We start from the raw sequence: 21,546 nt of genomic DNA on the forward strand, positions 1-21,546 counted from the left end.
TAAGATTTGTTTAAAAATTGAGCAGGCCAAGGCGCGCCAAGTCCTGCTCAACCAGGCGCACCTGTTCATCCAGGGAAAACACATCCGCCGGCCTGGTCAGCAGGGAAACGGCAGCCTGTTCAGCCGCGGCCGCGCACAATTTAAAGTGCGCTTCCTTCAGCCCGAGCCCGTCAACCAGCCAGGGACGGTAGGTGTGGCTGAGCAGCACGGCCAGCTTGTCCACGCCGCGGAGCTCCCGCAGGCCTACCTCCGGGTGGCTGCCCGCTTCGATCTCATATACAGCGGACAGCGGCGCCGGTGACTGCCAAAAACCCTGCGGCGCCGGCACAGCGTATTTCTCATGGTCCGCGCCGGTATAAAAAGGTGTCAGGGACACAGTATCCACCCCTACGGCCCTGGTGCTATCCCGCCACAGCTTCTGCTGGGGGTAGGAGGGAGAGACCCATGCGGCGCCGTCAGGGTCCACAGTCACTGCGACCACGTCGTCTGTTAAATAAAGATAGCCCTTTTTTCTGAAAGCTGCCAGCAGGGAAGATTTCCCGGCGCCGGACACCCCGGTAAAAACCACGGCGTGTCCGTTTACAACCACGGTGCTGCCGTGCAGGGGAAGGACCCCGCGCTGCATCAGCAGCGCGCCAAAAGAGGTGCCCAGGAGAAATAGCCGCACTGGATATTCCCCGGCCTGCCCGGCAGGCTCGACCACGATCCTGCCTCCTCCGGCCACATAATACCCGGCCACCTCCGGGACCCGCAGGAGAAACTGCCCCACTGCCGCCTGGCAGGCATCACTATTAAGAATCGGTCCGGCAACAGAGCCCGGTACTTTACCCAAAACAATACTTACCTGCGGCTCAGCCGGCGGGTCATTATCCCCAACCAGCTCCGGCAGCAATATATCCGACTCGACATGCAGGCCAAATACCTGGTAATGATGTTTATCAGTCACGGTACGCCTCAAGTGTTACATTAGTTAGTTAATTCTCGGTTGCAAATTGAGAAAGCTTTATCCTATTGTAAATAATAGTATTTTCAAAGTAAAGCATTTCCAGGAGTGCCCGCTCATTAAAAACTACCCGAAAGAGGTATATAGTACAACACAATCTTTTATTGCATGTTTCCAATAATCGACATATAATTATATTTACTCACAAACATATCTTGCATTTTATAGTGCACCACCACACTAGAGGAGGCGGCAGGTTGAGCAGTCCAAACGGCCAAAACGACACGGACAAACAATCAACAGACCAGGGTCACCTATACCTGCGCAGGGCCTTTCTGCAAGATCGTCAATACCAGATGGACGAGCAGTCCGTGGACCTGCGGTATGTAATCAAAGTTTTTAAGAAGCGCCGCTGGATGATCACCGTCATTACGCTGCTGGCGGTTGTTATCAGCGCATTTTACAGTTATACCATGCTGAAACCCAGCTACAGCGCCAAGAGCCTCCTGCTGGTGACACAGGTCACCGATACGGTAGGCAAGTACCAGGCAGGCGCTGTCCCGAAAGATGACCTGAACGCCATTCTCAGTTCCACCTACCGCACCCCTGTTCTGACCATGAACACATATACCGGGGAGATCAAGAGCGAGGCCCTGCTGCAGAGAGTCATCAATAAGCTGGGCCTGGATGAAAGTGGTTATACGACCCGCGCGCTGGCCGGCCAGATTAGTACCGTGGTGCCCAAGGACTCCAACCTGATCGAAGTAACAGTCAACAACAGCGACCCCGCCCTGGCAGTCAGCATAGCCAATACCCTGACCAGGGAACTAATGGCCATGATTACAGAAAAGAACCAGGAGTTAATCGACAACTCCGTCGAATTTTTGCAGGACCAGGTAAATGCCATCAAGAAAGAGCGCGCGGCTGCAGTGGACCCGGCGGAGATAGCCCGCCTGGACAGTGTCCTGGCCAGCCTGTCCAGGGGGATTATCGAGACCCAGATTGCCCGCAACGTGGACCTGGGAAGCACCAGCCTGATGGAGTTTTCTCCCGCTTTATCCCCGTATACGGTTATGCCCAACAGGCTGCAGATAATAGGCGTGGCTTTGGTCTTGGGCCTCATGCTCTCCGCCGGGCTAGCCTTTTTATTGGAAGCTGCCGGTAATGTGGCGCAGGAACCGGAGAATACAGGGGTGAACAGTTAATCTTGTGGTATTATCAATTTCTAAAATAAATATTTTATAATTCATTAATTTACGTTAATAATTTGTTTAAAAAGTATACTAAAGTATATAATTTCATAAAACCATTAATAAAAGGCTTATTTTAGTATAAATAGTACTTTTGTCCTATATAATATAAATTACATCGTTGTTAAAATTATAATACATTTATTGTAATTAAGAGGCAAACGACAATTGTAGACATATTACAGCAAAACCTTATATTTACAATAAATCATTTTTATAGTATATTTAATAACGACATAAAAAGTAAAATATTTCAATAATACTTTTCATAAAGGCAAACCCGTCGAGAGGCGGGGACGCAAAGCCTACGGGCCTAAGTTTACTGATAAGGCGGCCGGGTTGCTGAATAATATTTATTCAGTATCCCGGCTTTTTTCATCTTCAATGTTCTTCCAATATAATACACTGGATGCAATGAATCCCAGGCCGAATCTGGACGCTTATGGCCCGGGAGGAGTGAGTAGCGTAACCGGCCGGAAATGGCCGGTTTTATATTTTTAGCTGTAGAATGCAACCTTTTTTGTTAGGGGGGACCACCTATGAAAAGTTACCGGAGAATGCTGCTGCTCATGCTGCTGGACGCCGCCATCGTTAACGTAGCACTGGCCGTCCCTTTTATACTACGGTTTTACGAGGCCAACGAACTGCAGCAGTCCCTGCAGTCCTACTTCAGCCTGGCCCCCTGGATCACGGTCGCCTTCATCGCGATATTCTACGCGTTTAAGCTGTATAAACGGTCCTGGGCATACGCCAGCCTGGGTGAGCTTTTTGCCATCCTCTACGCGGTCTCGATAGGCAGCATGTCTACAATTGTTATCTTCTACTTTACCCACGTCCAGCTGCCGCGCAGTATCGCCCTTATGCACTGGGCACTGACCATCCTTTTGATGGGTGGCTCCAGGGTGGCGTGGCGCTGCTTTGTCGAGCATCAAAAGACCAAAGGGCATAAACCCGGACAGCGGGCCTTAATCATAGGCGCCGGCGACGCCGGGGTGATGCTGGCCAGAGAGCTTAAAAACCACAACGGCAGTTTTCTCCCGGTCGGCTTTATCGACGACGACCCCGAAAAAAAGAATATGGACATTATGGGCCTGCCCGTGCTGGGCGCCCGGGAGAGTATCCCGGAAGTGGTGGCGCTGCGCGGCGTGGACCTTATCGTGATTGCCATGCCGTCTGTTGACGCAGCCGTAATCAGGGAGATCGTGGGCATCTGCCGCAGTACCCCGGCCGAGCTCAAGATATTGCCGGGCATGTACCAGATCATCAACGGCCATGTCTCCATTAACCACCTGCGCCCTGTCCAGCTGGAGGACCTGCTGCACCGGCCGCCGGTCAAAGTCAGCATGGAAGAAATTGCAGGCTATTTAGGCGGGGAGACGGTCCTGGTCACCGGCGCCGGAGGCTCTATCGGCTCCGAGCTGTGCCGCCAGGTCGCCGCCGTCAACCCTGATAAAATAATATTGATGGACCACAGTGAATACAACATCCACAGCATTTGGCTGGAGCTGCGGGACAAGTTCCCCGACATTCCCCTGGCCATTGAAATAGCGGACATCAGGGACAGGCCCAGGGTCCACCACGTTTTTCAGGTACACCGCCCCAGTGTGGTCTTCCACGCGGCAGCCCACAAGCACGTGCCCCTGATGGAGCTGCACCCGGCTGAAGCGGTGAAGACGAATATTTTCGGTACATACAACCTGGCGGACGCGGCCAACCTCGCCGGTGTAAAAGTATTTGTGATGATTTCCACGGACAAGGCGGTAAACCCGTCCAGCGTCATGGGCGCCACCAAGCGGATGGCCGAGATGCTCATCAAGCAGCAAAACAACACCAGCAAAACTATCTTTACCGCCGTGCGCTTTGGCAACGTGCTCGGCAGCAGCGGCAGCGTGGTTCCTCTTTTTGAACAGCAGATCGCCAGGGGTGGGCCGGTCACAGTCACTCACCCGGATATGGTGCGTTTCTTTATGACTATCCCGGAAGCCGTGCAGCTGGTTATCCAGGCCGGCGCCATGGCCGGGGGCGGGGAGGTCTTTGTCCTGGATATGGGCAAGCCGGTCAGGATTGAAGACATGGCCCGCGACATGATCAGGCTGTCAGGACTGGAGCCGGACAAGGACATCGAGATCAAGTTCACCGGCATCCGGCCAGGAGAGAAGCTTTTTGAAGAGCTGCTTACCGCCGAGGAAGGTTCCAGCGCCACCAAGCACAAGCGGATCTATACCGCCCGGCACACCCTTATCGATGTGAATGCCCTGACTCGCGAACTCGCGAACCTCAACCGGAAAGGGCTGCAGTGTACCGCTGAGGATATCTTCAGTGCTCTGAAAGCTATCACGCCCAGGTTCAGGGTCTATAGAAAAGAGCAGGCAGGTTAAGCAAAACATGTGCGAAAATTATTAATTAGTGCTAATTTTGACATATACTGCACTTAAAAAAAATGGTATTATTTAAATAAATTAGACTGTATGTATCCGAGGATTACAGCAGTCTTTTTTCAATAGATGGATGACTTTTTGATAATGAATTAAAGAATATATTTAACGATTACATGGGGCATACAAACTCAAGTCTCGAATCTATTTAGACGATATTTTAAGCATGAATAAAGCGTAAATGGCGAACAAGTTGTTGGATAATTTTTTTAGAAATTGGAGAGTGGGGAGGAATGGAAGATATAAAAATCAAAAATATCTCATTCTCACCACCGGATATCACTGACACCGAGATAGAAGAGGTAGTAAAAGCGATGAAGTCCAGCTGGATTACAACAGGGCCGAGGACGAAACTCTTTGAGCAAGAAATAGCCGGGTATGTTGGAATTTCTAAACGTTGGGCTCAATTCAGCCACGGCGGCAATGGAGCTTACCCTGCGCATCCTGGGGATCGGGTCCTGGCGACGAGGTTATCACCAGCGCCTATACATATACCGCGTCCGCGTCAAGGGCTCCTAAAGCAGGCATTATTAATTTAGTTCTGTTGAAATTGAGCCTACATTGTTATTTTCATCTCTGGCGACACCACGTCAGAGGCATATGGTGCGCTAGCCAGATATGGGAGGCTTAAGTAATGGATTTAGGAATCAGAGGTAAGAATGTACTCATTGTGGGAGCGAGTAAAGGTATAGGGAAAAGTATTGCTCTTGGTTTTGCTCAAGAGGGTGCGAGAGTAGCCACCATCGCCCGCAGCGAGGATTTATTAGATGAATTAGACAAAGAATTGAAACAGCAGTATGCAACAGACCATGCATACTATGTTGCGGATGTTATGGAGAGTGACGCTAATCAATTAGCTCGTAGATTGATTGAAGAACGAGACGATTTTGATATTGTAGTTCATAACGTTGGGGGCTCTTTGGTAAGCAGAAATGCATTAGGAACTTTGGAAGAGTGGCAGCATGCTTGGAAGTTTAATGCGGGAATTGCAATAGACATGAATAATATATTAATTCCGCCAATGATAGACAAGGGATGGGGGCGTGTAATACATATTTCATCCATATCTGCCGTTATGCTTCGAGGGAACCCATTGTACGCATCAGCAAAAGCCTTTTTAAATGCTTATGTTACAACAGTCGGTCGAGCTATTGCATCATCTGGAGTTGTTATGTCAGCAGTAATGCCGGGAGCTGTAGCTTTTCCCGGTAGCTATTGGGACCAGTATACGGTTACGAATCCTGCGCGTTGTGAAGATTTTTTAAGACATCATCAAGCAGTAAATAGATTCGGTACAACAAAAGAAATCGCCGATGTAGTACTATTTATGGCCAGCGAACAAGCTTCTTTTATGCAGGGAGCACTTGTGCCGGCAGATGGAGCAAATATGTAGTTGACGAGGTAGAATATGATAAAGCGATTATTTGATATAGTATGCAGTTTAATAGGTCTTATTATTTTATCTCCATTGTTTTTAGTTTTAGCGATTATTATTGCTGCGACATCTGCCGGTGGAGTCTTTTTTAGAGGCGTACGGGTAGGGCAATATGGTAACTCCTTTAGAATATTTAAATTTCGCTCTATGTTTAAAGATGCTGAAGGCAATGGAAAGTGGAATGTAGGAGATAACGATGACCGCATCACACCGATAGGTCATTTTCTAAGAAAAACTAAAATTGATGAATTGCCACAGCTTATTAATGTATTGATTGGCGATATGTCATTAGTAGGTCCACGGCCTGAACTGCAAGTGTATGTCGATATGTATACCGAAAAAGAAAAGCCTATCTTGGATTTGAAACCAGGAATCACAGATTGGGCATCAATAACTAATTTTGATCAATTTGAGGTATTTACTAAAGCAAAGGATCCAGATGAAGCTTATTTGGAATATTTCCGCCCACTTAAACTTAAACTTCAACTGTATTACAGGGAACATAATTCCTTCCTCAATGATATAAAGATAATATTTTGGACTATTTATAAAGTTATTTCGCGAACAGAAAAACTGCCTGCTGATATAGCTCATATTGTTGAGGCTTATAAAATAAGACAAGCTGAGAATAAACATTCAGAGACTGGTAGAGAAGTTGCAGCGAGTAGAGAAATAACGCTTACATATGGAGGTTTTTCAAATTGACAAGTGAGCAACTTGCATGGAAGATAAGACGACATGGAATTGAAATGACTCATATATCTCACGGATCTCATATAGGAGCAATTTTGTCAGTAGCAGATATTATTGCAGTACTTTATAACGACATTGCAAATGTGGATCCGGCGGATCCTAAAATGCCAGATAGAGACAGAATTATACTAAGTAAAGGCCATGCCGGTGCTGCCATATATGCTGCACTTGCAGAAAAAGGCTTTTTTAATGTAGAGGAATTAAAAACACATTATGCTGATGGCAGCAGACTTTCTGGTCATGTTTCGCATAAGGGTATTCCCGGTGTTGAATTTTCTACCGGTTCTCTTGGGCATGGATTATCTGTTGGGGCTGGTATGGCTTATGGTGCGAAAAAGGATAACAAGCAACATAAGGTATTTGTTATTTGCGGTGACGGTGAATGTGACGAAGGAGTTGTATGGGAAGCAGCTTTAGTTGCTCAACATTATAATCTAAATAACCTTGTTGCAGTCATTGACCACAATAAAATGCAAAGCCTTGATTTTTGTGAAAACACAATAGGACTTTCACCATTTGCAGATAAATGGAAGGCTTTTGGATGGAATGTAATAGATATAGATGGACATGATCATGATGCTTTGGGTGACGCATTCACCAAAGCAAAAGAATCAACAGATAAGCCCACTGTAATTATAGCAAATACTATAAAAGGCAAGGGAATATCCTTTATGGAGAACGACATACTTTGGCATTACCGATTCCCACACGAAGGTGTTGAGTATGACTTAGCAGTTTTAGAATTAAGAGCGCAGATACCAGAGGGTATAACTGATATGTACGAGGCAGAGGTAGCTTATAAAGAGATTGCCGCAACAAAGGAAGCAGAGTAACGATAACTATGAGGGATACTTTTGTAAAAACATTAATTGATATAGCAAAACAAGATAAAAATGTGTACCTTATCACTGGAGATCTAGGCTTTGGTGTTTTAAAGCCTTTTTGGGAACAATTACCTGACCAGTTTATAAATGCAGGAATAGCGGAACAGAATATGACGAGCTTTGCAGCTGGATTGGCTCTTCAAGGGAAAACTGTATTTACCTATTCCATAGGTAATTTTCCTACTTTGCGTTGCTTAGAGCAGATCAGAAACGATTGTGCTTACCATAATGCTAATGTGAAAATTGTATGTGTTGGCGGGGGGTTTGTATACGGTCCTCTTGGTATGAGCCATCATGCTACTGAGGATTTAGCTATTATGAGAGCTTTACCTAGTGTTACAGTTTTAGCACCAGGCGATTTGGTAGAAACAGCATGTGCTACAAGAGCTATTTATGAGCATCAAGGTACTTGCTATTTGAGGCTAGGCCGAGGAGGAGAAAAGAGAATACATAAAAAGATTGATGACTTTCAGATAGGGAAGGCAATTAAGATAAAAAATGGGGAGAAATTAGCAATATTCTCAACAGGTGCTATTTTTGATGAAGTAGTAGATGTTATCCAGTCGATGGAGGAATATAGCATTAATCCTGCTTTATACACATTTCCAACTGTTAAGCCGATTGATAGGGTAGCGATAAAAGAATGTGCTGAGCAGTATGATTTAATTGTAACAGTCGAGGAGCATAACATAATCGGTGGATTTGGAAGTGCTGTATCTGAAATCTTGGCAGAGTTAGGTGGAACCAGAGCAAGAATATTGAGGATAGGACTTGATGACAAGTATTCTAGTATCGTTGGAAGTCAGAAGTATTTGAGAGATGTATATGGGATGAGTGCTAGGTGGATAGTAAAAAAAATTAAGGAAGCTTTGGTAGAGTTAGATTCTGACGGAAATGATGGTGCAAATCGCTTCTATCAGAAGAATGGGTTTGTACTTGAACATACGTATATTACTACTGAAGGACGGAAGATGAATGAGTATAGTGACTCAAAGAATGATTGATTATCAGATGACAGAAAACACCTTTAATACAATATGGTTTTTGTGCCATTATGCACAGCAACCGCCATATAACACAATGCTACGGTATCACAATTGGGGCAAACAGCTTGTGAAAAGAGGTTGTAATGTTGTCATCATAGCGGCAAGCACTGTGCATAACACGGATATAGATGTTGTAGATAAGATTGGAAAAACTGAGTGCGTTTGTGACGGAGTGCGATACCTGTATGTAAAAGCACCTGAATATAGTGGCAATGGGGTACAACGAGTCAAAAACATGATAAAGTACTGTTTCGGACTTTCAAAGTTTTCTAAGAGAGTTCCGAAACCGGATGCAATAGTTATTTGTGGAGCCTATGTATTTCCATTCGCAAAGATATATTTCAAAGGCATCCCAATAATAACGGATATCTTTGATCTTTGGCCGGAGAGCATAGTCGAATATGCTGGTATGAGTGAGAAAAATCCTATTGTCCAAGTACTCTATGGACTAGAGAAAAAGGCATATCTCCAGTGCGACGCAATAATTTTTTCTATGGAGGGCGGAAAAGATTATCTTAAAGAAAGAAAATACAGCAACAAAATTGACTACTCAAAAGTATTCCATATCAATATGGGCTGTGACATGGAGGAAGTCGATAGAAATAGAGAAATTATAAACGACCCACTTCCGTGGGACATGAGAAAGTTCAATATTGTATATTGCGGATCAATTCGGCAGGCAAACAATGTACAGCAGATTTGCGATGCTGCTAAAGAGCTTGAAAAGCGCGGTATCAATGATGTTGCATTTCAAATATATGGGAACGGCGATGAACTGGATGCTTTGAAAGCATACATTGAGGTACATAGCATCAGCAATGTGAAGTTCTACGGCAGAATAGAAAAAGCAAAAATTCCACATATCTTATCAAATGCCAAAGCCAATATATTGACATATAAACAGGTTCCCTTGATGAAATATGGAGGTAGTCAAAGCAAGTTATTTGATTACCTTTCTAGTGGCAAACCTATTATTTGCAATGCAAAATTTGGTTATAACCTCATTACTCGATATGATTGCGGTGTTGTTACTGAAAATCAGACTCCAGAGGCATTTGCTGATGCAGTTGAAAAGCTGTATCAACTGCCCAAAGAAGCCATGGAGAGGATGGGCGCAAATGCAAGACAAGCTGCTAATGATTATGACCAGCCTGTTTTAGTAGATAAACTCTATCAGGTTATTAATTATGTGATCGCCAAAAGCGGGGATAATAGAGCATGAACATACTTGTAATTTCACAGTTATATCCACAACCGGACGATGTAGGTGATAATAAGCCAACTAAAACAGTAGAGTATTTTGCTAAAGAGTGGGTTGAAAGTGGAAACTATGTTGTTGTCATGCATTGTCCGAGTAAGTTCCCTCTTTTATATTACCTTGTTCCCAGTGCTATCAAAAATAAACTGGCTGGACAATCCTCTAATATTATTCCTCCGATCGAATCCAGAAAACCATTGTTTAGGTGTGACTATGGCATTCCTGTATATAGACTGCCAATGTTTAAGGTGTTCCCGGGCCAAGGCTACTCGAAAGTCATGATGCTAAAGCAAACCAAAGAGATCATTGAGATCTTACAGAAGATAAACTTTACACCAGAAGTAGTCATTGGGCATTTTGCAAATCCAAGCCTGGAATTGTCGGTAAACCTAGCAGAACACTATAAGGCTAAATCCTCAATTGTATTCCACCATGATTGCAATGAAAGAAATATTCAAAGATATAGGATAAATGAGCTAATAAACAGAATAGGAGCCGTAGGGGCACGATCTATTGTTGAAGCAAAAGAGGTACAAGAACTGCTCAAGTTGATAAGAACACCTTTCATATGCTATTCCGGAGCTCCGGATGATGCAGTTGATGCCTGTACAAAATTTTGTAAAAAACATGATTTCAGCAACGGTATTAAATACATCTATGTTGGAAGTCTTATAAAGAGAAAACATCTTGATGCAGTAATAAACGCCTTTGTTGAAAAGTATAGGAATTCGGACATGGCAACTTTAGAAATCGTCGGCGGTGGTCCGGAAGAAGATAATATAAAGTCGCTGCTATCGCAGTTGAATGTAGATGGAAAGGTCATATTTACTGGTAAAGTTCCGAGAGAAGATGTTCTAAAGAAGATGGGCGATTCAAATATATTCACACTCATCAGTGACGGTGAGGCCTATGGAATGGTTTATATAGAAGCGATGCTTCAGGGGTGCCTTACGATAGCTTCAAAAGGTGGTGGATTCGATGGAATCATTATTGATGGAGAAAATGGCTTTATTTGTAATCCTGGTGATGCTGAGATGCTTAAAAGCATATACGACTGCATCTGCAATATGACAATGGAAGAAAGAAACCGCATAGGCCAAAACGCAATTGATACAGCAGTTAACTATTCAGAAAAGGTAGTAGCAGAGCAGTATCTGAACGATGTATTAGAAAGAAACTGATTGGAGAATCAGAGATGAAAGTTGAATTTACAGTATTAGGAAGGCTGTACACAAAGTATCAGAGTGAATATGAAGAGGCGGTTCTTCGTATACTTCGTTCCGGTTGGTACATTCTCGGAAATGAACTAACGAAGTTTGAAAATGACTTTGCTGCATATCATGGAGTGAAGCACTGTGCCGGTGTAGGAAACGGGCTTGATGCACTTTGTTTTGCAGTTTCTGCACTTGGAATCGGTCCAGGCGACGAGGTAATTGTACAGGCGAATACTTACATTGCCACAGCTCTTGCTGTTTCAGAAACAGGCGCTATACCGGTTTTCGTTGAGGCAGATAAATTCTTCGGTATAGACCCAGAAGGAATTGAAAAAGCCATTACTGAAAAGACAAAATCTATCATGGCAGTTCATCTCTATGGCCAGCCTTGCAATATGGACCAAATTATGGAGATTGGAAATAAACACAACCTTCATGTTATCGAGGATTGTGCACAAGCTCATGGCGCTAAATATAAGGGAAAGCTTGTAGGCACGTTTGGCGATGCAGGGTGTTTTAGTTTTTACCCGACCAAGCCAGTTGGCGCTATGGGAGACGCAGGTGCGGTTATTACTAACAGTAATGAACTTGACGATAAGGTCAGAATGATCCGCAATTACGGAAGCAAAGTTAAATATAAGCATGAAATTATCGGTATCAACAGTCGAATGGATGAAATTCAGGCGGCAGTAACCTGTGTTGCTCTTAAGCACATAGAAGAAGGCAACGGCGAGAGAAGAGCTATTGCTCAAAAGTACCTAGATGGAATAAAGAACCCTAAGGTGGTCCTTCCAGACCTTCGCCCCGACAGCGAGCATGTTTACCATGTGTTCGCAGTTCTTTGTGAAGAACGTGATAGACTGCATGATTTCCTTGAAGAAAACAATATCCATGCACAGATTCACTATCCGATTCCTTGCCATCTCGCGGGTTGCTATTCGAGCCTGGGCTCTAAGTCAGGGAAGATTCCTACGGCTGAGTCTTTCGCTAAGCAAGAGCTAAGCCTGCCGATTTATGTTGGTATGCCGGAAGACGAAGTTGACTATGTTATTGAAACTATAAATCGGTTCAAGTAAGACAATAGAGGTGCTGCATTGTTATTGCGAAAACTGGAATTAAAAGACGCTCCGCTCATGCTGGAGTGGATGCATGATGATGATGTCACTTGCGTTTTAAATACCGACTTTGCATCAAAAAGAATGGAAGATGCAGAGGCTTTTATACTCGAAAGCGCAGACACCTCAAATGATTTACACATGGCTATTGTGTCTGATACAGATGAGTATATGGGTACGGTTAGCCTCAAGCATATTGATAGAGAACATGGTAATGCGGAATTTGCCATTACAGTACGTAAAGCAGCAATGAGCCGGAGTTATTCCTGGTATGGAATGGCAGAGATTATCCGCATTGCATTTGAGGAACTTGGCCTGGATAGTGTGTACTGGTGCGTTTCCAAGAAAAATGAAAGAGCAGTCAGATTCTACAACAAACATGGGTTTAATCAGATCGTGGATATTGCCCAGAATGTCCTTGATAGATATAAGGGCAAAAATGACTTGCTTTGGTACGCAGTCCTTCGTGGTAATGATTATACTAATGTGGCTGTTACCAGAGGTGAAGTGGCCGGTTGCAGAATAATTAGTATAAAAACTGTACCCACGATTGATGCCGGAGAGCTATCTTTCTTTGAAGCAAAACATGATATGGATTTTGCTATAAAGCGGATCTATTACATCTCGAAGGTGCCAGAAGGTGTCAGAAGAGGATTTCATGCACATAAGACATTGAAACAACTCTTGTTCTGCCCATATGGGAAGATTCAGTTAATCCTAGATGATGGCAATAAAAGAGAGGAAATCACATTAAGCGATCCTTCCATTGGTGTTGTTATCGATCGCCCAATATGGCGTGAGATGATTTGGATGCAGAGGAATTCAGTCCTTTGCGTTGCAGCATCTGACTACTATGAGGTTGAAGATTACATTAGAGATTACAACCAGTTCAAAGAATTTGTGGGAGGCTAACATGAAAGGTATTATTCTCGCCGGAGGAGCCGGGACGCGGCTGTATCCGTTGACTATGGTGACATCAAAACAGTTGTTGCCTGTCTATGATAAGCCGATGATTTATTACCCGCTTTCCACATTAATGCTGGCGGGAATAAAAGACATTCTTATCATTTCCACACCCGCTGACTTACCTAATTTTGAGCGCTTGCTTGGAGATGGACATCAGTTCGGTATAAATCTGTCATACAAGGTTCAACCCAGTCCGGATGGACTAGCACAGGCGTTCATCATTGGCGAAGAGTTCATCGGCGATGATTTGTGCGCAATGATTCTTGGTGACAATATTTTTTATGGTGGTGGACTTGGAAAGTTCTTACGTGAAGCAGTAGCTAATGCAGAAAACGGCTATGCCACTATTTTCGGTTACTATGTCAACGCTCCAGAACGTTTTGGTATTATGGAGTTTGATAAGGATTGGAACATTCTGTCCGTAGAAGAAAAGCCGAAGAATCCGAAATCAAACTACTGCATAACCGGTCTTTACTTCTACGATAAACGTGTCGTTGAGTTCGCAAAGAAGGTTAAGCCTTCTGCAAGAGGGGAATTGGAGATAACAACGCTTAATGACATGTATCTCAAGGATGGGACGCTTAAGGGGCAAATATTAGGACGTGGTTTTGCATGGCTTGACACTGGAACAATGGATAGCCTGATTGATGCCTCAACGTTTGTTCAGATGATTGAAAAACGTCAAGGTGTGAAGATTTCCGCACCAGAAGAAATTGCTTATAGAAATAGTTGGATTTCCAAAGAAGAATTGCTCAAATCTGCTGCACGTTACGGGAAATCACCATATGGTGAACACCTGAAAAAAGTAGCAGACGGAACACTCATATATTAATCGGTGAGAAAGTATGACAATTATTGTTACCGGCGGAGCTGGATTTATTGGCTCTAACTTCATATTCCATATGCTGGAGAAGTATCCCATGTACCGTATTGTGTGCTTGGACAAGTTGACCTACGCAGGAAACCTGTCAACCCTCGCTTCTGTTATGAATAATCCGCGGTTCAGATTTGTGAAGGCGGATATCTGTGACCGTGAGGCTATGTACAAACTGTTCGAGGAAGAACACCCAGACATTGTTGTAAATTATGCAGCTGAAAGCCATGTTGACCGTTCCATAGAGAACCCTGGCGTTTTCCTGGAGACCAACATCATGGGCACTGCCACAATTATGGATGCTTGCCGGAAGTACGGTATTCAAAGATACCACCAAGTTTCAACTGATGAGGTTTATGGCGATCTGCCGCTTGATCGTCCCGATTTGTTCTTCACAGAAGAAACGCCGATTCACACATCAAGTCCTTACTCTAGCAGTAAGGCAGCAGCGGACCTTCTTGTTCTTGCATACCATAGAACCTACGGTTTGCCTGTGTCAATCAGCCGTTGCTCTAACAACTATGGACCGTATCACTTCCCGGAAAAGCTGATTCCGTTGATGATTGCAAACGCCCTTAACGACAAACCTCTGCCGCTCTACGGGGATGGAACCAATGTCCGTGATTGGCTATATGTAGAAGATCATTGTAAAGCAATTGACCTGGTCATCCACAAGGGCAGAGTCGGAGAAGTCTATAACATCGGAGGTCATAACGAGATGCGCAATATTGACATCGTTAAGATGATCTGTGACGCTCTTGGAAAACCTTATTCCCTCATAACCCATGTTACTGACCGTAAAGGACATGATATGAGATATGCCATTAATCCGACTAAAATTTATAATGAACTCGGATGGTTGCCGGAGACGAAGTTCGCCGACGGTATAAAGAAAACCATCCAGTGGTATTTAGATAACCGCGAGTGGTGGGAAACCATCATCTCCGGCGAGTACCAGAACTACTACGAGAAAATGTACGGGAACCGTTAAGAGGAAAGAAGATGAGCATATTAAGGGCAATTTGGTTTCGTATATATAATGACTATTTTCTGCCATCTAAGGTCGCTGATTATGAAGAGATACTAGTAAGCGCAAAGAATGCATGCTATACATTTGAGACGTTCTCCTCCTTTGATGAGTTGATTAATACCGGCACAGTCTACGATGCCAAGAGAATGATTATCCGGCGCGATGTAGATACAAAGGCAGTTTGTGTTATGAAAAAGTTGATCGATGCAGAAATAAAGCACAGTGCAAGAAGTACATGCTTTTTTAGAAACAAAACCATAATGCGGACACTAATCCCACAAATCGTAGCGGGGGGGGGTATGGCTTCTTACCATTATGAGGAGCTTGCCACCTATGCTGAAGCTAAACGGTTGCGGCAAAAAGAAGCTGTGTCGAATGCCCTGCCGGAAATCAGAGCATTGTTCGAGAGAAATATCATGCGGTTTAGAAGCATGACTGGTATGCCGTGTACGGTAGTTGCTGCCCATGGAGATTTCATTAATGTGAAGCTCGGAGTGAGCAACACAGTAATACTGGAGGATATAGAACTACGAAACAGACTTGGTATTCAACGAGAAGCATACGATGCGGCACAAATGCAGTATGTTACCTGTAGGATAGCTGATCACGCTACAGACAAATTCAAAGAGGAAACATTACAAGCAATTGAAAGAAATGAACCAGTAATATATCTTCTTACGCATCCCAGACAGTGGGGAGCGGCTCCTTGGGCAAATACAAAAGAGAATGTTTCAAGATTAATAAGAGGCATAAAGTATAGATAATTATTATGCCTTTGGATGTGGAGTAATATGGTGGAACCGAAGATATGCATAATTGTACCTGTGTACAACATCAGTGATCTACTTGACCTTTTCATCGAGCAGAATTATATAAATAACACTACAAGGTGTATAAATGTATAGACATAGCTATTGGAGGCTCTGATTGAATGAAAAGGATTAAGAAATTATGTATAGTTACAAATGAGTATCCTACAGATCTGAATCCCGGAAATGCATTTGTGGATCAGCTTGTCATTGAATTATCAGAGCAAGGCATAGAATGCAATGTAATTTCACCCTATAGTTTAACAAAACATTGGATACGCGAAAAAATTGAGGCTCCACCAAGGAGTCGGGTTAAAACTGTGGGAAATGGGAATATAATTAGGATTTTTTCCCCAAGGTTTTTTTCTTTTTCTGATAAGCACATCTTAGGGGTTAATACGGTAATGATGACATTACACAGTTTCAAGAGAGCAGTATTACAAGAATATAAGAGAATTCGATTTGATGCTGATGCTTTTTATGGGCACTTTATATACCCCACAGGTTTAGCTGCATCTGAATTAGGTATAAAATTTCACAAACCATCTTATATAGCTTATGGTGAAAGCTCAATTGATGTCATTAAAAATGTCGACCGTGACTATGTTTTGAGAGCTATGGATAAGGTAAATGGAATAATAGCTGTTTCCAGAGCTAATAAAACTGAACTTCTCAAAAATGGGATAATCGAAAAAAGCGAAGAGAATAAAATTGGCGTGTTTCCGAATGCAGTTAACAATAATCGATTTTTCCTGATCGATAAACAGAATGCTCGTAGAGAATTTGGCTTTCCGAAGGAGTCGTTTATTGTAGCTTTTGTAGGTCACTTCATTGAAAGAAAAGGTATAGGAGTTTTATCCAGCGCATTAAAAAGCTTTAAAGATGTTTATTCGATTTTTATCGGCCAAGGGCCCTTACAACCAACATGCTCAAATATATTATTTAAAGGACGCCTCAAACATGAGCAAATTTACAAATACCTCAATGCAGCTGATGTGTTTGTATTACCGACTTTGGCTGAAGGGTGTTGCAATGCAATAATCGAGGCAATGGCTTGTGGATTGCCTATTATTTCTTCTAATCAATCATTTAATGATGATATACTTAATTCGGATAATTCAATACGGGTAGATGTGAATAGTATTGATGCAATTACAGATGCAATTCAATTTTTAAAAAACAATCCAATTGTTCGTGCTAAAATGTCTAATGCCGCTCTTCATAGTGCTTCAAACTTAAGTATTAAACAGAGGACTCAAAATATAATACGTTTTATGGAATCGAAAATACAAAAGTGAAGTAGGCACATTATGTGGATTAGAAACAGTAAATTATTTTATATATTATTAGTAATATATTATGGGTGGTTTCAAATCGTTTTTTATCAAATTCCCAATATGATGCTGTTTCTAGGTTCAGGTATGATTTACTTTATTCTGTTACATGCAATACAATCGAGGATAAATATTTTTAAATCGTTAACAGGGGAATTAAAACTGTGGATTGTATTTGCATTTACTTCTTTTCTTTTTGGACTAATGGTTGCGGTAAATAAAGTTTATCTTATCAATTCTGTAGCAACGTTTGTTCAATTTACAATCCTAATATTTGGAATTGTATATATATCAAATCAAGACAGAAAGATAGATTTCTTCATTAATGTATTCATTATATTTACATTGCTTTGTGCGGTTACAACTGTTTTTTGGGGTTTAGATTATGGTCAAGGCAGAATTACTATGGGAATAAATAATAATCCAAACGAACTTGGCATCACGATGGTTTTAGGGGTAGGAAGTATTTTATATAAACTTAACTTAAAGAAACTAGGATATTCGATAATTGCTTTTAGTGCTATATTATTGCTGGTTTATGTATGTATTCTAACTGGATCACGAAAAGCTTTTATTAGTATTGTATTATTAATTATATATTGGCTTACATTTATTGTATTCAAAGATATCAGAGCTTTGCGATTAACTGAAAAGGTGAAAGGGATAATTTCACTACTATTAATAATTGGCTTTGCGTATTTTATACTAGTTCCTAATTTTAATGACTCTGTATTAATCTTGAGATTAACTAACTTATTTGAATTTGGAGATGAGACTAGACAAAACATGTATATTGAGGCGTTCCAATTTTTTAAACAAAGTCCTTTAGTAGGAATAGGTTTAAATAATTTTAGGGCCATGTCAATTTATCAAGGATATTCTCATTCTACATATGCAGAAACTCTGGCTTGCACAGGAATCGTTGGATGTATCTTGTATTTATCAGCATATATATTAATAATTTTTAAATATGGAAAGATGGTTATAAGTAATTGGGATGATTTTTCCCTTAAGCAAGCAAGAATTATGTTGGGGATATTTGGTGTGTTGTTGTTTTTAGGTATAGGAATAATTCATTTCTATGAAATGACATCAAGCATAGCGTTTGGGATGATTATTGCTTATAATAACATAAACAAACATCGCAAATAAAACCTTCTGTCTTTCGGGAGATTCTGTACACAGAGGTGATAGTAAATGGATTTAAATTCTGTTTTGAAACTGATCAAAAAACCACAGAAAATAGTAAGATATTTAGGCAACAAAAATTTTTTTTGTTGGTTGAGTGATACAAATTATTTAAAATTAATTTATCGATGTGAAACTGGTAAAAAGCTGAACTTAGATAAACCTCTTACTTTTAATGAGAAACTGCAATGGCTCAAACTTTATGATAGAAATCCGGAATATTGCACATATGTTGATAAATTCGAAGTAAGGTCTTACATAAAAAACACTATTGGCGAGAAATATTTGATACCATTAATTGACGTTTACGACAAAACAATAGATATCCCATGGGATACTCTGCCAGATAGATTTGTTCTTAAATGTACGCATGGCTCGGGCTGCAACATCATTTGTTACGATAAGAGCAGGTTAAACATTGAAGAATCAACAGTTAATCTCAACAGATGGATGAAAATGAGTTGGTATTGGTTTGGGAGGGAATGGCCATATAAGAACTTGAAGTCGAGGATTGTTTGTGAAACATTTATTTCAGATACAGATAAAACACCAGATGATTACAAGGTTCTATGCTTTAATGGAAAAGCAAAACTTATTGAGGTACACATCGATAGATACGGTAACCATACGCAAGACTTCTATGATTCAGAATGGAATAAAACTACAATATCACAAGGCAGCCCAACGTCTAAATTTGTGTGTGACAAGCCACCCCAGCTTAAAAAAATGATTCAATTATCTGAGCAGCTAGCGTCAAATATGCGCCATGTTAGAATCGATTGGTTTGTGGTGCAGGATAAACTGTATTTTGGTGAAATAACATTTTATGATTCCTCTGGTTTTGATCTTTTTGGCAATGAAGAGGATGATTATCTGCTAGGAAGTTGGATTGATCTAGGAGGAGTAAATGATGTTTGATTACTTTGAAAAAAATGAGTCCAATGTGCGGTCATACTGTAGAGTATTTCCAGTAAAATTTGAGAGAGCACAAAATGCAGTAATAATTTCAAGTAATGGCGTGCGGTATATTGATTTTTTTGCTGGCGCCGGAGCGATGAATTTTGGACACAATAATCCATACATAAAGAGCAAAATACTGGAATATCTGGAAATGGATAATATCATTCACGCTCTCGATATGTACACAGTGGAAAAAGAAAAATTTTTGATAACATTTATCAATAATATATTGTCGCCTAAGGGATTAGATTACAAAATTATGTTTTGCGGACCTACGGGAACTAATGCTGTTGAGGCCGCATTAAAGCTTGTAAGAAAAAACAAAAAGAGAAGTAATGTTATAGCATTTTCTGGCGCTTTTCATGGTATGAGTTTAGGGAGTCTTGCTATAACGAGCGATAGTTTCAGTAGAGCAGGTGGAGGGGTTCCTTTAAACAATACAATTTTCGCTCCATATTGTAATCAGTTTGAAGACCACCAAAAATCTCTTGACTACTTAGAGTGGATGCTTACAGATGATCATTCCGGTATAGATAAGCCTGCCGCTATATTCTTTGAATCAGTACAAGCTGAAGGCGGTGTTAACGTAGCTGATATCGAATGGCTTCAAAAACTACGTGACCTGTGCACAAAACATGATATACTCCTTGTTTGCGATGATATTCAAGTTGGTGTGTGTCGTACTGGTAATTTCTTTTCATTCGAGAGAGCTAATATTGATCCTGATATAGTTGTTTTGTCAAAATCAATTAGCGGTTTTGGTTTGCCAATGTCGATTTTATTAATAAAGCCGGAATTAGATATATTTAGCCCTGCTGAACATAATGGTACATTCAGAGGTAATCAGTTAGCTTTTGTTGGTGCAGTTGCCGGATTGGAATATTACAAGAAAAGCAATCTGCCTCAAATGGTAAAGGAAAGAGAGAAAGTTATTTCTGATTTTCTTATTAATGCTATTTTGCCGATTGACAGCCGTTTATCAGTTAGAGGAATAGGAATGATATGGGGGATAGATTTTTCTAAAATTGACTCCTCATTATCTAACGTTGCGATGCAAAACTGTGTTAAAAACCATCTGATAATTGAAAGAGCCGGTAGTGATAATTGTGTTCTCAAGATATTGCCTCCCCTTACTATTGAGCAAGAAACATTAGTTGAAGGCTTAAGAATTATAAAAGAGGCTGTAACTGTGACGCTGGAAAAATATTATCATAGGTAAATAATTAAATACGAAGACCGTCTATCTCAACTATATAAAATTTCAGTCTTCAACTAGGATCAACACTACCTGTATTGCACTATTATATTAACCTCAAATTTATGATATCTAATACTGTATGCTTAGAGCTTAAATCCAAAGATCTATTTAATATTTTGTTATATATAGAAATATTTCGAATTAGGATTAATAAACATCATATGGAGTTGCGTAATAGATCATAATAAAGGTGTAAAGAATGAATAAGTTTAAAGCTATAATTAAAGTTGCATGTAATTTTATACGTATTGTCATTTTACGTATAATTTATGGGAGCAAAATAAATGTTGCGCTTATTCAAATGTTTTCTATTACTACAAGTATTAATGTTGAAAAAGGTAGCCTAAATATTGGTGAAAAGGTTACAACATATCCTTATGTACATTTATCTGCAGCGGAGGAAGGAATACTTGATATAGGGAGGCGTACCTTTTTTAATAGACATTGTACGGTAGTTGCAAGAAAATATATACACATTGGAGAAAAATGTTTATTTGGGCCTAACGTTTGTATTTATGACCACGATCATAGATTTGATTCAAAAATAATTTATTCAGATGAATATGTAACTGGAAAAATCGTGATCGGTGATAGATGTTGGATAGGTGCCAATGTGATTATTTTACGAGGAACAGAGTTGGGTGATGATTGTATCGTTGGATCAGGTACTATTCTAAAGGGCCACTACCCTTCGGGTACAATGATAAAATCAGATGCAAATATTACTGTAAGCAGCATTAAAGAGATGGGATAATTAGCAAAAGCTGAACAATAGAGCTACGGTTGGTATTATA

General features: G+C 41.3%; 20 protein-coding genes and 2 riboswitches. Of the genes, 19 read left to right on the forward strand and 1 reads right to left on the reverse strand.

Annotated elements, in window-relative coordinates:
* Positions 1-10: 10 nt before the first annotated feature.
* Entirely contained in the window at positions 11-946 is a 936-nt protein-coding gene (locus tag ACOBQJ_RS13735; RefSeq protein ID WP_421072331.1) for a hypothetical protein, read from the reverse strand.
* Positions 947-1,200: 254 nt separating this feature from the next.
* Here ACOBQJ_RS13735 and ACOBQJ_RS13740 point away from each other — a divergent pair, with 254 nt between their 5' ends.
* From ACOBQJ_RS13740 to ACOBQJ_RS13830, 19 genes are all read left to right on the forward strand, one after another.
* A complete protein-coding gene (locus tag ACOBQJ_RS13740; RefSeq protein WP_421072332.1) occupies positions 1,201-2,148 on the forward strand; it encodes a YveK family protein in 948 nt (315 codons plus the stop codon).
* Between the two features lie 308 nt (positions 2,149-2,456).
* A riboswitch (cyclic di-GMP riboswitch) is annotated at positions 2,457-2,540 on the forward strand.
* A gap of 51 nt (positions 2,541-2,591) precedes the next feature.
* A riboswitch (cyclic di-GMP riboswitch) is annotated at positions 2,592-2,675 on the forward strand.
* A 57-nt stretch (positions 2,676-2,732) separates the two neighbouring features.
* Entirely contained in the window at positions 2,733-4,571 is a 1,839-nt protein-coding gene (locus tag ACOBQJ_RS13745) for a polysaccharide biosynthesis protein (protein WP_421072333.1), read from the forward strand.
* Between the two features lie 435 nt (positions 4,572-5,006).
* On the forward strand, positions 5,007-5,147 hold the full coding sequence (locus tag ACOBQJ_RS13750) for a hypothetical protein (RefSeq protein WP_421072370.1): 141 nt from the start codon (positions 5,007-5,009) through the stop codon (positions 5,145-5,147).
* Positions 5,148-5,262: 115 nt separating this feature from the next.
* A complete protein-coding gene (locus ACOBQJ_RS13755; RefSeq protein ID WP_421072334.1) occupies positions 5,263-6,021 on the forward strand; it encodes an SDR family NAD(P)-dependent oxidoreductase in 759 nt (252 codons plus the stop codon).
* A gap of 15 nt (positions 6,022-6,036) precedes the next feature.
* Positions 6,037-6,768 carry a sugar transferase gene (locus tag ACOBQJ_RS13760; protein WP_421072335.1) on the forward strand — a complete coding sequence of 244 codons (732 nt, stop codon included), beginning with the start codon at positions 6,037-6,039 and terminating at the stop codon, positions 6,766-6,768.
* Positions 6,765-7,649 (forward strand): transketolase, encoded by an 885-nt coding sequence (locus ACOBQJ_RS13765; RefSeq protein WP_421072336.1) that lies wholly within the window; start codon positions 6,765-6,767, stop codon positions 7,647-7,649. The genes ACOBQJ_RS13760 and ACOBQJ_RS13765 overlap by 4 nt, the downstream gene beginning before the upstream one ends.
* An 8-nt stretch (positions 7,650-7,657) precedes the next feature.
* Positions 7,658-8,704, forward strand: a complete 1,047-nt coding sequence (locus ACOBQJ_RS13770) for a transketolase family protein (protein WP_421072337.1) — start codon at positions 7,658-7,660, stop codon at positions 8,702-8,704.
* Complete coding sequence (locus ACOBQJ_RS13775; protein ID WP_421072338.1) at positions 8,697-9,968, forward strand: glycosyltransferase family 4 protein; 1,272 nt, start codon at positions 8,697-8,699, stop codon at positions 9,966-9,968. Before ACOBQJ_RS13770 ends, ACOBQJ_RS13775 begins: the two co-directional genes overlap by 8 nt.
* Positions 9,965-11,185 (forward strand): glycosyltransferase family 4 protein, encoded by a 1,221-nt coding sequence (locus ACOBQJ_RS13780; protein WP_421072339.1) that lies wholly within the window; start codon positions 9,965-9,967, stop codon positions 11,183-11,185. Before ACOBQJ_RS13775 ends, ACOBQJ_RS13780 begins: the two co-directional genes overlap by 4 nt.
* A gap of 14 nt (positions 11,186-11,199) precedes the next feature.
* Positions 11,200-12,294 carry a DegT/DnrJ/EryC1/StrS family aminotransferase gene (locus ACOBQJ_RS13785; protein WP_421072340.1) on the forward strand — a complete coding sequence of 365 codons (1,095 nt, stop codon included), beginning with the start codon at positions 11,200-11,202 and terminating at the stop codon, positions 12,292-12,294.
* Positions 12,295-12,318: 24 nt separating this feature from the next.
* Positions 12,319-13,245 (forward strand): GNAT family N-acetyltransferase, encoded by a 927-nt coding sequence (locus ACOBQJ_RS13790; protein WP_421072341.1) that lies wholly within the window; start codon positions 12,319-12,321, stop codon positions 13,243-13,245.
* 1 nt (position 13,246) lies between these two features.
* Positions 13,247-14,131 carry a glucose-1-phosphate thymidylyltransferase RfbA gene (gene rfbA / locus ACOBQJ_RS13795; RefSeq protein WP_421072342.1) on the forward strand — a complete coding sequence of 295 codons (885 nt, stop codon included), beginning with the start codon at positions 13,247-13,249 and terminating at the stop codon, positions 14,129-14,131.
* A gap of 13 nt (positions 14,132-14,144) precedes the next feature.
* On the forward strand, positions 14,145-15,164 hold the full coding sequence (gene rfbB, locus ACOBQJ_RS13800; protein ID WP_421072343.1) for a dTDP-glucose 4,6-dehydratase: 1,020 nt from the start codon (positions 14,145-14,147) through the stop codon (positions 15,162-15,164).
* Positions 15,165-15,175: 11 nt separating this feature from the next.
* Positions 15,176-15,967 (forward strand): hypothetical protein, encoded by a 792-nt coding sequence (locus ACOBQJ_RS13805; protein ID WP_421072344.1) that lies wholly within the window; start codon positions 15,176-15,178, stop codon positions 15,965-15,967.
* Between the two features lie 167 nt (positions 15,968-16,134).
* Positions 16,135-17,310 carry a glycosyltransferase gene (locus ACOBQJ_RS13810; RefSeq protein ID WP_421072345.1) on the forward strand — a complete coding sequence of 392 codons (1,176 nt, stop codon included), beginning with the start codon at positions 16,135-16,137 and terminating at the stop codon, positions 17,308-17,310.
* Between the two features lie 12 nt (positions 17,311-17,322).
* Positions 17,323-18,498, forward strand: coding sequence for an O-antigen ligase family protein (locus ACOBQJ_RS13815; protein WP_421072346.1), 1,176 nt, complete (start codon positions 17,323-17,325; stop codon positions 18,496-18,498).
* A gap of 45 nt (positions 18,499-18,543) precedes the next feature.
* Positions 18,544-19,452: an ATP-grasp fold amidoligase family protein gene (locus ACOBQJ_RS13820; RefSeq protein ID WP_421072347.1), complete on the forward strand. Its 909-nt coding sequence runs from the start codon at positions 18,544-18,546 to the stop codon at positions 19,450-19,452.
* Positions 19,442-20,713: an aspartate aminotransferase family protein gene (locus ACOBQJ_RS13825; RefSeq protein ID WP_421072348.1), complete on the forward strand. Its 1,272-nt coding sequence runs from the start codon at positions 19,442-19,444 to the stop codon at positions 20,711-20,713. Before ACOBQJ_RS13820 ends, ACOBQJ_RS13825 begins: the two co-directional genes overlap by 11 nt.
* Before the next feature lie 238 nt (positions 20,714-20,951).
* A complete protein-coding gene (locus ACOBQJ_RS13830) occupies positions 20,952-21,506 on the forward strand; it encodes an acyltransferase (protein WP_421072349.1) in 555 nt (184 codons plus the stop codon).
* Positions 21,507-21,546: the final 40 nt, after the last annotated feature.

The sequence above is a fragment of the Pelotomaculum propionicicum genome (assembly GCF_048984525.1).
Taxonomy (GTDB): domain Bacteria; phylum Bacillota; class Desulfotomaculia; order Desulfotomaculales; family Pelotomaculaceae; genus Syntrophopropionicum; species Syntrophopropionicum propionicicum_A.